Source organism: Prauserella rugosa (assembly GCF_000719975.1).
Taxonomy (GTDB): domain Bacteria; phylum Actinomycetota; class Actinomycetes; order Mycobacteriales; family Pseudonocardiaceae; genus Prauserella; species Prauserella rugosa.
Genome location: NZ_JOIJ01000004.1, coordinates 180,987 through 194,935, shown reverse-complemented (window position 1 = coordinate 194,935; position 13,949 = coordinate 180,987). Strand labels below are relative to the sequence as shown.

The window sequence follows — 13,949 nt, the reverse complement described above, 5'->3', positions numbered from 1 at the left end:
CGGGCGATGCTCAGGCTCAGGAGTGACGAGGTGTCGGCGGTCGTCCAGCGCTACGGCGCGTCGAATCCACGTGTGTTCGGCTCGGTCGCACGCGGGGACGCGGGCCCGGACAGCGACATCGACATCATCGTGGACCTCGATCCGGATGCTGGGAATCCGTTGCTGCGGATCGCCGGCATGAGTGACGAGCTCGGCGAGCTTCTCGGTCTTCGCGTGGACGTGGTATGCGATGAACTGCTGCGGGAACAGGTCTCGATGACGGCTCGTGCGGAGGCTGTCGCGCTGTGAGCCGGTCCGATATCGAGCGCCTGGGTGACGTCCTGGCTGCGTTGGATCGGTGTCTGACGTTCCGCACACATCTGGACGCCGACGACGTTGTCCTCGCTGATATGGCGCTGGACGCGATCCTGCGGAACCTGGCTGTTGCTGGGGAAGCTGCCAAGGCGCTGTCGCAGGAGATGCGCGCGGAGTTCGCTGCGACGTCTTGGCATAGCATTGCTGGTTTGCGCAACATTGTCATTCACGAGTATTTCCGCATCGATACGGCGATCATCGTCGACGTGGTCGACAATCACGCAGCGCCGCTTGCGGACGCGATCCGGCGCCGATTGACGGCTATTACCGAGGTCGCGGGCGATGAGTGACATCCGGGTTCGGCCTGCGGTGCCTGCCGAGTACGAGGTCGTCGGGGAGTTGACGGTGACCGCGTACACGGTCGGCGGGCATCTCGACGACGAGCCGGGGTACGCGGCGAGCCTGCGCGACGTCGCGGGCCGTGCCGCCAGCGCCGACGTGCTGGTCGCCGTCGACGACGACGACCAGGTGCTCGGGTCGGTGACCGTCGCGGCCGCGGGGTCGCCGAAGGCGGAGGTCGCCCGCGACGGCGAGGTCGAGTTCCGCATGCTCGCCGTGGCGCCAGGCGCACAGGGCCGTGGTGTCGGCGAGGCGCTCACCAGGGCGGTCATCGACATCGCCCGGCAGCGCAGGGCCCACCGCGTCGTGTTGAGCAGCCGCGACCGGATGACCACGGCGCACCGCCTCTACCAACGGCTCGGCTTCGTCCGCTGCCCGGAGCGCGACTGGAGCCCGTACCCCGCGATCCCGCTCCTGGCCTTCTCCCTGGACCTGTGACCGTCCCGCACATGAGCCGCACGTGAGCCGCACCCACCGAGCGGGCCCTGCGCCGCGGCACAGTGGTCGCCGGCTCAGTGGACGCCGGCTCAGTGGTCGCCGCGGGTGCGGGTGATCAGCCGGACGACGGTGTAGACCACCGCCGCGGCCACCACCGCCACCACCACGGTCGGCACCGGCCCGATGCGGTCGACGAACCAGTCGACCACGCGCCTGCTGCGCGACTCCGGATCGGCCAACACGATCGCTGTGAACCCGGCCGCCATGACGATCACCCCGGCGAACACCCACCGTGCCCGCCGCGCGCTCAGGCCGAGGCGATCGACCACCAGTCGGCCCGCACGGACGATCCTGCGTGCCCGCAGAATGTGGAACCCACCGAGCAGCAGCGCGAGCCGCAACACCTGCAACGGTCCGACGACGAACACCACCGCCGGCACCGCCGCGGCGGCCACGATCAGCTGCCAGCGGTAGCGCTGCAACCAGACCTGGACGCTGCCGGACAACCACAGCAACCCCGCCGACTCGCCGACCAGCACCGCCAGCGACGCCCAGTTCAGCGCGATGCCGATCGCCGCCGTCACGCCGTCTGTCCTGGTCAGGAACACCGCGGGGATCGAAGCCAACGCGGCGACGAGCACCGGCACCGTCAGCCTGCGCTCGAACTCCTCGGCCCGATCGACGGCGCCCGACTTCCCCATGGGGCTCGCTCCCGAGTCCCGTTCCCCGGACCCGCCATCGGGCCCCCGATCGCCGCTCTCCCCGGACACGCCCGCCCTCGACCCAGGGAACTCAGCCGTCGAGGACCACCGCGACGATGCCGGCCAGATGCGCCAGCCGTGCCACCTCCGCAGCGCGGAACATCGGGCCGCCCGGCCTGCCGACCAACAACACCAGGTCGGGCTTGCCCAACGGGGTGGCGGCCAGCTCGGTGCCGAGCTCACGCCAGGTCTCCGGGATCCAGTTCTCCTCGCCGTCGAGGATCGTCGCCCGTTCGAGCGGCAGCCACGGAACGTCCTGCAGTCGCGTCTCCGGCGCCGCGCCCGACGCGGCCAGCCGTTCGACACCGCCCTCCGACGTGCGGTGCACGATCACCGACCACCCCGCGTGCATGATCTTCGGGACGCCGTCGGCGAGCACGGCCAACCCGGTCGCGGGCTGAGCCGCGACCTCCTCGACCAGCTCGAGCTCACTGTGCGTGTCGAGCACGCCCGCGTACGGCCGCACGGCGTCCACCTCGACGCCCTCGACGCTCTCGGCCGCGGTGATGAGCGCGTCGGGCAGCCGGTCCGACGGCAGGTCGACCACGAGGTCGTCGATGGCGACACCCCCGCTGCGCTCCACGACGTCGACGCTGAGGATGTCGGCACCCGCCGTGCCGAGCGCGGTGGCGATCGCTCCGAGAATGCCGGGGGTGTCCGGCAGCTGCACACGGATCAGGAACGACACCGCGGTCTCCCTTCGAGCAGGTGCGAGGAGCGGGAAACCCGGTGGCTGTGCGAGCGTGTTCTCGCAGCTCATGCGGGTATCGCGGACCTCGTCACGTCAGGTCGTATGGTCATGTCCGTCGTCGGGCCGCCCCCGCACCCACGGTGGCGGGCTGCCGCCAGGGCGGTGATTGTCGCAGAACACGACGCCCGGATATAGCCGCCGCCGGTGCGCCTCACGCCGTGTCCTCCTCGTCCACTCTGCCAGCCTTCCTGCGACCACCCGCCCGGCCGAACCCGCGTGTCCGGCCCGCCATAGACTTCCCGGGGAGAAGAGACGATTCCGCAGGTCGGCGATCCTGCGGTCCGACACATCCCATCGGAGTCAGCTGCGTGTCGAACATTTCCCGCGACGAGGTCGCGCACCTCGCGAAACTGGCCAGGATGGCCGTCACCGAGGAGGAGCTGGACACCTTCGCAGGCCAGCTCGACCAGATCCTGGACGCGGTGGCCAAGGTCGGCGAGGTGGCGGGCGACGACATCCCGCCGACGTCCCATGCCGTGCCGCTGACCAACGTCTTCCGTCCCGACGAGGTCCGCACGGGGCTGACCCAGGACGAGGCCCTGTCCGGGGCGCCCGCGGCCGAAGAGGGACGGTTCCGCGTCCCGCGCATTCTGGGGGAGGAACAGTGAGCGATCTGACCAGGCTCACCGCGGCCGAGCTCGCGGAGAAGATCCACGCCGGTGAGGTGTCGGCCGCCGAGACGACCCAGGCCCACCTCGACCGCATCGCCGAGGTCGACGGGGACGTCCACGCCTTCCTGCACGTCGACTCCGAGGGCGCGCTCGAGGCCGCCAGGTCCGTCGACGCGGCCGTCGCGGCGGGGCAGGCGCCCGCGTCACCGCTGGCCGGCGTCCCGCTGGCGCTCAAGGACGTGCTCACCACCAAGGGTGTGCCCACGACCTGCGGTTCGAAGACCCTCGAGGGCTGGCTGCCGCCCTACGACGCCACCGTCACGCGGCGGCTGCGCGAGGCGGGCGTGCCGATCCTCGGCAAGACCAACATGGACGAGTTCGCGATGGGCTCGTCGACGGAGAACTCGGCGTTCGGTCCCACGCGCAACCCGTGGGACCTCGACCGCATCCCCGGCGGCTCCGGTGGCGGTTCGTCGGCCTCCCTGGCCGCCTACGAGGCGCCGCTGGCCATCGGCACCGACACCGGCGGATCGATCCGCCAGCCCGCCGCGGTCACCGCCACCGTCGGCGTGAAGCCCACCTACGGTGGCGTGTCCCGCTACGGACTCGTGGCCTTCTCCTCGTCGCTCGACCAGGCGGGTCCGTGCGCCCGCACGGTGCTCGACGCGGCGCTGCTGCACGAGGTGATCGGCGGGCACGACCCCATGGACGCCACGTCCATCGACGCGCCCGTGCCGGCCGTCGTCGACGCCGCACGTGAGGGCGCCCGCGGCGACCTGAGCGGCGTCCGCGTCGGCGTGGTCAGGGAGCTGTCCGGCGAGGGGTACCAGGGCGGCGTGCTGCGCTCGTTCGAAGCGGCCGTGGCGCAGCTCAAGGAACTGGGCGCCGAGGTCGTCGAGGTCTCGTGCCCCAACTTCACCTACGCGCTGCCCGCCTACTACCTCATCGCGCCGAGCGAGTGCTCGTCGAACCTCGCCCGGTTCGACGCCATGCGCTACGGCCTGCGCGTGGCCGACGACGGCAGCCACAGCGCCGAAGAGGTCATGTCGCTGACCCGTGAGGAAGGCTTCGGCGCCGAGGTCAAGCGCCGCGTCATGCTCGGCACCTACGCGCTGTCGTCCGGCTACTACGACGCCTACTACGGTTCGGCGCAGAAGGTGCGCACGCTGATCACGCGCGACTTCGCCGCCGCGTTCGAGAAGGTCGACGTGCTGGTCTCGCCGACCACGCCCGTCACCCCGTTCAAGATCGGTGAGAAGGTCGACGACCCGCTCGCCATGTATCTCAACGACATCTGTTCGATCCCCACGAACCTCGCGGGCAACGCCGCCATGAGCGTCCCCAGTGGTCTGTCCGACGAGGACGGCCTGCCGGTGGGGCTGCAGATCATGGCACCCGCGCTCGCCGATGACCGCCTCTACCGGGTCGGCGCCGCCTACGAGGCCGCGCGTGGCCCTGTGCTCGACAAGCTGGGGGAACTGGAGGCCGCCAAGTGACCACCACGGTTGAACTCATGGACTACGACGAGGTCGTCGAGCGCTACGACCCGGTGCTCGGCCTCGAGGTGCACGTCGAGCTGTCGACGAAGACCAAGATGTTCTGCGGCTGCGCCAACGCCTTCGGCGGCGACCCGAACACCAATGTCTGCCCGGTGTGCCTCGGCCTTCCCGGCGCCCTGCCCGTCGTCAACGGCACCGCCGTCGAATCCGCCATTCGCATCGGCCTCGCACTGAACTGCGAGATCGCCGAATGGTGCCGGTTCGCCCGGAAGAACTACTTCTACCCGGACATGCCGAAGAACTTCCAGACCTCGCAGTACGACGAGCCGATCGCCTTCGACGGCTACCTCGACGTCGTACTCGACGACGGGGAGACGGTGCGCGTCGAGATCGAACGCGCCCACATGGAGGAGGACACCGGCAAGTCGCTGCACGTCGGCGGCGCCACGGGCCGCATCCACGGCGCAGAGCACTCCCTGCTCGACTACAACCGTGCCGGCGTGCCGCTCATCGAGATCGTCACCAAACCCCTCGTCGGCATGGGCGCGCGCGCCCCCGAGGTCGCCCGCGCGTACGTGACCGCGCTGCGCGACCTGCTGCGCGCCATGGACGTCTCCGACGTCCGCATGGACCAGGGCTCGCTGCGCTGCGACGCCAACGTCTCACTCATGCCCAAGGGCGCGACCGAGTTCGGCACCCGCACCGAGACCAAGAACGTCAACTCGCTGCGCAGCGTCGAACGCGCCGTGCGGTACGAGATGACCCGGCACGCCGCGATCCTCGCCGACGGCGGCTCCATCAAGCAGGAGACCCGGCACTTCCAGGAAGCCGACGGCACCACCGCCGCCGGCCGCGCCAAGGAGACCGCCGAGGACTACCGGTACTTCCCCGAACCCGACCTCGTCCCCATCGCACCGTCCAGGGAATGGGTCGAACAGCTGCGCGCCACCATCCCCGAGATGCCCTGGGAACGCCGCAAACGCATCCAGGACGACTGGAACCTGACCGACGAGGAACTCCGCGACCTCGTCAACACCGGCGCCATCGACCTCGTCGCCGCCACCGTCGACGCAGGCGCCAGCCAAGCCGACGCCCGCAGCTGGTGGGTCCAATACCTCAACCAACAGGCCAGCACCCGCGAGGTCGAACTCGGCGACCTGGCCATCACCCCGGCCCAGGTCGCACGCGTCATCGAACTCGTCGGCTCCGGCGAACTCACCAACAAACTCGCCCGCCAGGTCGTCGACGGCGTCCTCGACGGCGAAGGAGACCCCGACCAGGTCATCGAGAAACGCGGCCTCAAGGTCGTCTCCGACGACTCGGCCCTCCTCGCCGCCGTCGACGAAGCCCTCGCCGCCCAACCCGACGTCGCCGACAAGATCCGCGGCGGCAAGGTGCAGGCCGCAGGCGCCATCGTCGGCGCCGTTATGAAGGCCACCAAGGGGCAGGCCGACGCCGCTCGTGTTCGCGAGCTTATTTTGGAACGTGTTGGAGCGGCTTGATAGGCGGTGCGGGTAGGGGAACCTGAGTGGCCCTCTCGCTCCGGGCCCCCTTCCTCATGAATGTCCAATTCACCACGTCAGGGCTGTCCTCGCGAGAGGACCACTCAGAACCCCCGGCGGCGCCGGTTGCTCGGGCGGTCGCAGCGGCGGCTCACCTGCCGCTGTGGTTGGTGGCGCAACGTGGCTCGCCTTGCCGCTGTGGTTCTGGCGCAACGCGGGTCGCCTGGCGCTGGGGTTTCTGGCGCAACGCGGCTTGCCTTGCTGGGGTGCGGGGGCCGAAGGGCACAGGTCTTCGTGAGCTGGAAGGTGTATTCGTGATCGCTCGGCCTTCGTGGCAGGGGATCGGCGGGCTCGCGGCTGCGGTGCTCGCCGTCATCTCGTTGTTCCTGCCCTGGACCGTGCTCTCCTCCGCCAACCCCGACGTGCAAGCCGCGCTCGCCGAACTGCCACCCGGCGACGTCACGCGCTCGGTATGGCGGGCGACATTCCTCGGCTGGTTCCCGCCCCTGCTCATCGCTGCAGCCGGTGGCACCGTCGCGGCCATCGGCCGAATCCACGCCGCCCGCACCGGCGGCCTGCCGCAACTGTGGCTCATCGCCGCCGTCGTCGCCGCGCTCTGCGCCGCATTCGGCTGGATCTACATCGAATGGCAGTTCGGCGCCGAAGAACGCGCCGTGCTCGAAGCCAGCGGCGTCACCGTCGCCGCAGGGACCGGGAGATACCTCGGCGCGCTCGCCGCCCTCGCCAGCCTCGTGTTCGCCGTCCTCGACGTGCGCGCGCTCCGAGCCGAAACCCGACGGCGCCGCCCCGCCCGCCGACGTCGCTGACCTCCGCGCACCGCCCGAGCCGGGGGCGTCAGTCGCGGCCCGAACCGCCCGACGGCTGCCGCACGATCAGCACCACCCGGTCGTCACTCGACACCGGGTCCCCACCGTCCTTGTTCACCGTGCCCGCAATGGCCACGTCCTCGGAGGCCTGCGCGAGCGCACCCAGCCTGCCGTAACTCGGGCCGTTGTCCCCGTCCATCATGACCTGCGGCTCGCCGCCCACGGAGCCGTCCTGAGTCAGCGGCAGATTCTGCACGTTCGCGCCCGACTCGGTGGCCACCGCCACCGAATCGGCCCAGTCGGTGCACCCGGCCACGCCCGGCTTGTCCGGCCACGTCCACGCCGCGGCGGGCAGCGCACCGCCGTCGGCGTCCTCAGGGACCTGGTACAGCGCGTCCTTGTCGCCGCCGCGGTCGGTGACCCAGGTGCGCGCGCCGTCGGCCGTCTGGCAGAGCCCACCCGGCTGCGTCAACCCGGACGCCAGCACCGGCGAATCACCCTCCACCGGATCGCCCGTGCCGTTCACCTGCAGCACCTTGCCCGCCAGGGTGCGTGGCTGACGCGCCTGGGCCGGGTCGCCCGCGTCGCCGGTCGCCACCAGCAGCGAACCGTCGGCCGTGGCCAGCAGGGCTCCCGCGTTGCCGGACGAGCCCTTCGGGATGCCCGTCACCACCGGCTTCGGCGGCTGTCCCTGCGCGAACCGGACGACCCGGTTGTCCTGCGCGGTCGTGATGTAGGCGTAGACGAGCCGGTCCTCCGAATAGGTGGGGGACAAGGCCAGGCCCGTCAGACCGCCACCACCCGAGGCGTCGACGTCGAGCTTCGCGAACTCCTGCTCCTTGCCCTCCGAGTCGACGAGCATCACGCGGCCGCTCTTGCGCTCGCCGGCCAGCGCGCTGATCACCTGCCCACTGCCGGGCAACGGCGCCACGGCCGACACCGTGTCCAGGCATGTCGCGATGACGGCCTCGTCGAAGTCCTTGCACCCCTCGGGCGGCGGCACCTCGGTCTGCTGCTGTTGCGGCGCGCTCGGTACCTCGGGCGTCGCCGCCTCGGGCAGCTCCGGCTGCGGGCCCTGCTCGGGGGTCAGCTCCGGTGCGGCCGACCACTTCTCACCCGCCGCCTCGTCACCGAAATCGGCGCACCCGGACAGCACGAGCACGCCGCTGACGGCGATCGCCAGCGGCCACGACCTGCGCTGCGGTCGGGTGCGCACGGTAGACGAGCGTAAGTCGCCGCCCGTGAGCCTCGAGTAAGCGGGTCCGGCGAGGTCGGACAGGATGGGGGCCATGGCGATCACGGTTCTGGTTCCCGATGACGAAGGTATGACGGCTCTCTCCGAGGTCGACGGCGTGCGAGGTGTCCGGTACGTACCCGGCGAGCCGCTGCCCGATGCGGCCGCCGAGGCCGAGGTGCTCGTGCCCGGGTTCGGAGTCACCGAGAAGATCCTCGCCGACCTGCCGAAACTGCGGCTCATCCAGCTGCGCAGTGCCGGGGCGGAGGAGTGGGTGGACATCGTCCCGCCCGGGGTGCTGCTGTCGACGTGCCGCGGCGCGCACGGCGGGAGCACCGCGGAGTGGGCCATGGCCACGCTGCTGTCGCTCTACCGCGAACTGCCGGACTTCCAGGCGGCCCAGGCCGAACGCACGTGGCGCCCGCACGGCACCGACACCCTGCAGGGCAAACGTGCCGTCATCGTCGGTGCGGGCGACGTGGGCAGGCAGCTCGCACGCCGGATGACCCCGTTCGACGTCCGCGTCACGATGGTCGGTATGACCGCCCGCGAGGGAGTGCACGGCGTCGACGAACTGCCCACCTTGCTCGGCGAGGCCGACATCGTCGTCCTCCTCGTGCCGTTGACCTCCCGTACCCGCGGCATGGTCGACGCCGAGTTCCTCGCGGCCATGCCCGACGGGGCGGTGCTCGTGAACGCCGCCAGGGGACCGGTCGTCGACACCGACGCGTTGACGGCGGAGCTGACGTCCCGGCGGCTGCGCGCGATCCTCGACGTCACCGAGCCGGAACCGCTGCCGGACGGGCATCCACTGTGGACGACACCGGGCGTGGTCATCACCCCGCACACCGGAGGATTCGTCAACGGCAGGCTCGATCGCTCGTACGCGATCGTCGCGAAGGAGCTGGCCAGGTACGCGGGCGGGGAGCTGCCGGAGAACCTGGTGCACGGCGAGTACTGAGGCGAGCCTCGGCCCGCGGGGTGTCGGCGTACGGGTGTCGGCGTGCGGGGCCTCCGGGCGTCGGACCCCGTCCCACGGGTGTGCCCGGCCGGTGTGCTCGGCGGCGTGGCTGGGCCGTCGGAGTGATCCGCACGAACTTCTCGACCAATGTTGGTTGTTCGTTTGCTCGGCGCGCTGCTTCTCTGTCAGTCGATCACCGACGGCAGAGAGGATCCCCATGGACTCGGCAACGGCCGTGCCCGACCGATCGTCCGACACCAGCTCACCCGCCACCGGATCAACCGATACTGGCCCGACCGCCACCGGCTCACCCGTCACCAGCTCGCCCCGCACCGGCCGGCGCGTGCCCGGCTCCCGTCGCCGACTCACCCGTCCCGTCTTCGCGCTCAAGACCGTCACCGCGACGGCCCTGCTGCTCGCCGCACCGATGGCGGGCGTGGCCTACGCCGAACCGCCTGCCGCGCTGCCCGCCAGCCACGCGGAGGCCGACGGCACCTGGCAGCCCGCGTTCGACTACGACACCGACGGCTGTTACCCCACGCCCGCCATCGGTCCCGACGGTACGGTCGCCGAGGGGCTGAACAACTCCGGTGCCCTCAACGGCGAATGCCGTGACCAATCCGATTTGGACAACACCAACTCCTACTCACGGTCGCTGTGCGACGGGGACTGGTGCGCCTATCTCTACGACCTGTACTTCGAGAAGGATCAGGCCGTTCCCGGACTCGACGCGTTCGGTCACCGGCACGACATCGAGCACGTCGTCGTGTGGGTCAACGGCGACGAGGCCCAGTACGTCTCCGTCTCCGCCCACGGCGACTACTCGACCTATCCCGCCTCCGAGGTGCAGTGGGAAGGCACCCATCCCAAGATCGTCTACCACAAGGACGGTGCCAGCACCCACTGCTTCCGGATCGCGTCCACAGGGGACGAGCCGCCGGAGAACCACTACGGCACCTGGCAGTATCCCGACCTCGTCAGCTGGGACCACTTCCCGGACGGCATCCGTGACACGCTCGTCGCGGCCGACTTCGGCAGTGCGAGTCTGGCCATCTCGGACGGAGCCTTCGAAAGCAACCTGGAGAAGGCCAAGCCCGAGGACATCCCCTTCGATCCACACGCCTGAAGCCGATCGTCACCGCGGCGACACCGTGAGCAGTGCGGCGTTCACGGTGTCGTCGCGGTGATGCTCTACCCTGCGCGCGTATGAGCACACCCGACGAGCCCACGACCCACTTCCCGGCCGGTTCCCCCGGCGCGTTCGACGATTCCGGATACAGCTCCGGTTACTCGACAACAGACCAGAACGCCCTGCTGGACGACGTCGAGGACACCCGCCGTGAACCCGACCGGTGGCACGCCGGACTCGACATCGGCCTGCTGGTGCTGCGTCTCGCACTCGCCATGGTGATGGGTGCGCACGGCCTGCAGAAACTGTTCGGCCTGTTCGACGGTCCCGGCATCGGCGGGTTCGCCGACGCGCTGACCGGCATGGGCTACACCAGTCAGACCACCCTGCTCGCGTGGATCACCGCCGTCTCCGAGACCGGCGGTGCGCTGCTGCTCGCGCTCGGTCTGTTCACCCCGCTCGGTGCGGCCGCGATCCTCGGCGTCACCGCCAACATCGTGTTCACGAAGTTCCAGCTCGGCAGTGGCTACTTCGACGCCGAACTCGACATCGTGCTCGCGCTGATGGCGCTGACCCTGCTGTTCACCGGTGCGGGCCGCGTCTCGATCGACAAGAACACGCCCTGGCGCCGCAAGCCGGGCGCCTTCGGCGCGGTGGGCCTGCTGCTGGCCGCCGCGGCGTCCACAGTGGTCATCGTCCTGTTCCGCTGACCACCGCACATCCGAGAAGACTGCCGCCGGCAGGCGGTCCGAACACCACGAAGGCGCCGCACCCCGACGGGTGCGGCGCCTTCGTGGTCTGGGGTTACTGGTTGATGTCGCGCACCGCGCCCCGGTCGGCCGACGTCGCCATCTTCGCGTAGGCCTGCAGTGCCATCGTCACCGGACGCTGGCGTTCGGCGGGCTGCCACGGCCGCTCACTGGCGTCCATCTTGGCCCTGCGCTCGGCGAGCACGTCCTCGTTGACGAGCAGTTCGAGCCTGCGCTCATGGACGTCGATGAGCACGCGGTCGCCGTCCTCGACCAGTCCGATGGCGCCGCCCGCCGCGGCCTCCGGCGAGATGTGCCCGACCGAGATGCCCGACGACCCGCCGGAGAAGCGGCCGTCGGTGATCAGCGCACACACCTTGCCGAGGCCCGCGCCCTTCAGGAACGCCGTCGGATGCAACATCTCCTGCATGCCGGGACCGCCAGAAGGACCCTCGTAGCGCACGACGATCACGTCACCGGGCTGGATCTTCTTGCCGAGGATCGCCGACACGGCCTCCTCCTGGCTCTCGACGACGCGTGCCGGGCCCTCGAAGTGCCACAGCTCCTCGTCGATGCCCGCCGACTTGATCACCGCGCCGTTCTCGGCGAGGTTGCCGCGCAGCACGGCCAGTCCGCCGTCGGCGGTGTAGGCGTGCTCGACGTCGCGAATGCAGCCGCCGGCCGCGTCGGTGTCCAACGAGGACCATCGGTTGTCGGTCGAGAACGCCTGAGTGGTGCGCACCCCGCCCGGCGCCGCGTGGAAGAGTTCCACCGCCTCCTGCGAAGGGGACTCGCTCCGGATGTCCCACGTGGACAGCCACTGCTCGAGCGACGGCGAGTGCACCGAGCTCACGCCGGTGTTGAGCAGGCCGCCGCGGTACAGCTCGCCGAGGATCGCCGGGATTCCGCCGGCCCGGTGGACGTCCTCCATGTGGTAGTCCGAGTTCGGCGCCACCTTGGACAGACACGGCACCGACCGGCCGATGCGGTCGATGTCGTCGATCGAGAAGTCGACCTCGCCCTCCTGTGCGGCGGCGAGGATGTGCAGCACGGTGTTCGTCGACCCACCCATGGCCATGTCGAGCGCCATGGCGTTCTCGAACGCCTCCTTCGAGGCGATACTGCGCGGCAGCGCCGACTCGTCGTCCTCGGCGTACCAGCGCCTGGCCAGCTCGACGACCGTGCGGCCCGCGTTCTCGAACAGGGCGCGCCGTGCGGCGTGGGTCGCCAGCGTCGATCCGTTGCCGGGCAGCGACAGGCCGAGCGCCTCGGTCAGGCAGTTCATCGAGTTCGCCGTGAACATGCCCGAGCAGGAACCGCACGTCGGGCACGCCGAGCGTTCGACCTCCGACAGCCCTTCCTCGTCGACCTTGTCGTTGGCCGACGCCGAGATCGTCGTGATCAGGTCGCTCGACGGGTGAGCCACGCCGTCGACGGCGACCGCCTTACCGGCCTCCATCGGACCGCCGGAGACGAACACCGTCGGGATGTTCAGCCGCATCGCGGCGTTGAGCATGCCGGGCGTGATCTTGTCGCAGTTGGAGATACACACCAGCGCGTCGGCCTGGTGCGCGTTGGTCATGTACTCGACCGAGTCGGCGATGATCTCACGCGAGGGCAGCGAGTAGAGCATGCCCGAGTGGCCCATGGCGATGCCGTCGTCGACCGCGATGGTGTGGAACTCGCGTGCCACGCCGCCCGCCTCGCCGACCGCCTTCGCCACGATCTCGCCGAGATCCTTGAGGTGTACGTGGCCGGGGACGAACTGGGTGTACGAGTTGGCGATCGCGACGATCGGCTTGCCGAAGTCGCTGTCGGTCATCCCGGTCGCTCGCCACAGGGAACGCGCCCCGGCGGCGTTACGGCCGTGGGTGGTGGTTCGGGAACGCAGAGCAGGCATGGGGCAAGGCTACGCCCGTGTTCCAACGCCTGGACAGGTGGCGGCCCGACATGCGGTGATCGCCACGGCGACGTGCCCGGCATGTGGGATACGGGGCCGTCGAACGGCTTCCGGGTGCGTAGTCAGGCCGTGGCGGCGTCGGTCTTGGTCTCGGCGGTCGTGGTCTCGTCGGTCGTGGTGGTCTCGTCGGTCTTGGTCGGCGCGGGCTCGGTCGGCTCGGGCTTGGCCGGCTCGGCCGATTCGCCGGCGAGTGCTCCCGACGGATCCGGCACGCGCCCGTTCGACAACAGGGACAGCACCGGCACGTGGCGCAGGCGCACGTGGGGGAGGCGGATCCGCGTGGCGGTCTCGTCGTTGCCCTTGCGGTCGCGCAGGACGGCCTCGACACCCGCCTTCTTGGTGACCGACAGGCCCGAGAGCTCGTCCCACGGGATGGACCGCGACGACGTCAGGGTGCGGACCGACAGTCCCTCGGGGGTCGCGACGGTGCGCACGCGCAGCACCCACACGACGATGGCGACCGGGATCAGGTACAGCGCCTGCAGGCCCGGTGCGGTGAACGCCACGGGGGTGATGCAGAACAGCAGGATCGGGATGGTCAGCAGGGACACCGGCGGGACGCGGAACACCGCGCGGCGCTGCTTCCGCACGACGTGCTCGTCGCGGGTCGCACGCTCGCGGACCTGGGTCGCTGACTGCTGCTGCGGTTCGCCTGGTTCGTCTGCCACACCTCGATGGTGCCACCGTCGGGTGGTCTTCCGGCATTCCGGGCCGGTTTGCGCAGGGGCAACGGTGCCGTGATCGACCACGGAATCCGCAACACGAGCCCCTGGATCCGCAACACGCGCCCCCGGATCCGCGACACACGGCCCCGGAGGCGCAACACGGCGGCCG

15 protein-coding genes are annotated in these 13,949 nt (G+C 70.3%); 10 read left to right on the top strand and 5 right to left on the bottom strand.

Annotated features, from left to right (window positions below; genetic code table 11):
• Positions 1 to 6 precede the first annotated feature (6 nt).
• The 3 genes from IF64_RS0107695 to IF64_RS0107685 are packed head-to-tail and all read left to right on the top strand — an operon-like array spanning position 7 to position 1,131.
• Positions 7 to 288 (top strand): nucleotidyltransferase family protein, encoded by a 282-nt coding sequence (locus IF64_RS0107695; RefSeq protein ID WP_211252540.1) that lies wholly within the window; start codon positions 7 to 9, stop codon positions 286 to 288.
• The gene (locus tag IF64_RS0107690) at positions 285 to 644 is read left to right on the top strand and encodes a HepT-like ribonuclease domain-containing protein (RefSeq protein ID WP_030531332.1); all 360 of its coding nucleotides are present in this window, start codon (positions 285 to 287) and stop codon (positions 642 to 644) included. Before IF64_RS0107695 ends, IF64_RS0107690 begins: the two co-directional genes overlap by 4 nt.
• A complete protein-coding gene (locus IF64_RS0107685) occupies positions 637 to 1,131 on the top strand; it encodes a GNAT family N-acetyltransferase (protein ID WP_030531331.1) in 495 nt (164 codons plus the stop codon). The genes IF64_RS0107690 and IF64_RS0107685 overlap by 8 nt, the downstream gene beginning before the upstream one ends.
• Before the next feature lie 89 nt (positions 1,132 to 1,220).
• On the opposite strand, the gene IF64_RS0107680 is transcribed toward IF64_RS0107685, so the two are convergent.
• Positions 1,221 to 1,832 (bottom strand): hypothetical protein, encoded by a 612-nt coding sequence (locus tag IF64_RS0107680; protein ID WP_030531330.1) that lies wholly within the window; start codon positions 1,830 to 1,832, stop codon positions 1,221 to 1,223.
• Positions 1,833 to 1,923: 91 nt separating this feature from the next.
• The gene (locus IF64_RS0107675) at positions 1,924 to 2,580 is read right to left on the bottom strand and encodes an ACT domain-containing protein (RefSeq protein ID WP_030531329.1); all 657 of its coding nucleotides are present in this window, start codon (positions 2,578 to 2,580) and stop codon (positions 1,924 to 1,926) included.
• A gap of 371 nt (positions 2,581 to 2,951) precedes the next feature.
• Here IF64_RS0107675 and gatC point away from each other — a divergent pair, with 371 nt between their 5' ends.
• The 4 genes from gatC (at position 2,952) to IF64_RS0107655 (ending at position 7,082) form a co-directional block, all read left to right on the top strand.
• Complete coding sequence (gene gatC, locus IF64_RS0107670; RefSeq protein WP_030531328.1) at positions 2,952 to 3,251, top strand: Asp-tRNA(Asn)/Glu-tRNA(Gln) amidotransferase subunit GatC; 300 nt, start codon at positions 2,952 to 2,954, stop codon at positions 3,249 to 3,251.
• A complete protein-coding gene (gene gatA / locus IF64_RS0107665) occupies positions 3,248 to 4,750 on the top strand; it encodes an Asp-tRNA(Asn)/Glu-tRNA(Gln) amidotransferase subunit GatA (RefSeq protein ID WP_030531327.1) in 1,503 nt (500 codons plus the stop codon). The genes gatC and gatA overlap by 4 nt, the downstream gene beginning before the upstream one ends.
• Positions 4,747 to 6,255 carry an Asp-tRNA(Asn)/Glu-tRNA(Gln) amidotransferase subunit GatB gene (gene gatB / locus IF64_RS0107660; RefSeq protein ID WP_030531326.1) on the top strand — a complete coding sequence of 503 codons (1,509 nt, stop codon included), beginning with the start codon at positions 4,747 to 4,749 and terminating at the stop codon, positions 6,253 to 6,255. The genes gatA and gatB overlap by 4 nt, the downstream gene beginning before the upstream one ends.
• 314 nt (positions 6,256 to 6,569) lie before the next feature.
• Positions 6,570 to 7,082 carry a hypothetical protein gene (locus IF64_RS0107655; RefSeq protein ID WP_246134857.1) on the top strand — a complete coding sequence of 171 codons (513 nt, stop codon included), beginning with the start codon at positions 6,570 to 6,572 and terminating at the stop codon, positions 7,080 to 7,082.
• Between the two features lie 28 nt (positions 7,083 to 7,110).
• On the opposite strand, the gene IF64_RS0107650 is transcribed toward IF64_RS0107655, so the two are convergent.
• Entirely contained in the window at positions 7,111 to 8,298 is a 1,188-nt protein-coding gene (locus IF64_RS0107650; RefSeq protein ID WP_036876013.1) for a PQQ-dependent sugar dehydrogenase, read from the bottom strand.
• Positions 8,299 to 8,371: 73 nt separating this feature from the next.
• Here IF64_RS0107650 and IF64_RS0107645 point away from each other — a divergent pair, with 73 nt between their 5' ends.
• The 3 genes from IF64_RS0107645 (at position 8,372) to IF64_RS0107635 (ending at position 11,116) form a co-directional block, all read left to right on the top strand.
• Positions 8,372 to 9,277 (top strand): 2-hydroxyacid dehydrogenase, encoded by a 906-nt coding sequence (locus IF64_RS0107645; RefSeq protein WP_030531323.1) that lies wholly within the window; start codon positions 8,372 to 8,374, stop codon positions 9,275 to 9,277.
• Between the two features lie 427 nt (positions 9,278 to 9,704).
• Positions 9,705 to 10,403, top strand: a complete 699-nt coding sequence (locus tag IF64_RS0107640) for an NPP1 family protein (RefSeq protein ID WP_211252544.1) — start codon at positions 9,705 to 9,707, stop codon at positions 10,401 to 10,403.
• Positions 10,404 to 10,483: 80 nt separating this feature from the next.
• Positions 10,484 to 11,116, top strand: a complete 633-nt coding sequence (locus tag IF64_RS0107635) for a DoxX family protein (RefSeq protein ID WP_030531321.1) — start codon at positions 10,484 to 10,486, stop codon at positions 11,114 to 11,116.
• Positions 11,117 to 11,210: 94 nt separating this feature from the next.
• On the opposite strand, the gene ilvD is transcribed toward IF64_RS0107635, so the two are convergent.
• Together ilvD and IF64_RS25290 are read right to left on the bottom strand one after the other, a co-directional pair.
• On the bottom strand, positions 11,211 to 13,055 hold the full coding sequence (gene ilvD, locus IF64_RS0107630; RefSeq protein ID WP_030531320.1) for a dihydroxy-acid dehydratase: 1,845 nt from the start codon (positions 13,053 to 13,055) through the stop codon (positions 11,211 to 11,213).
• A gap of 122 nt (positions 13,056 to 13,177) precedes the next feature.
• Positions 13,178 to 13,783, bottom strand: a complete 606-nt coding sequence (locus tag IF64_RS25290; protein ID WP_246134858.1) for a PH domain-containing protein — start codon at positions 13,781 to 13,783, stop codon at positions 13,178 to 13,180.
• Between the last annotated feature and the right edge of the window lie 166 nt (positions 13,784 to 13,949).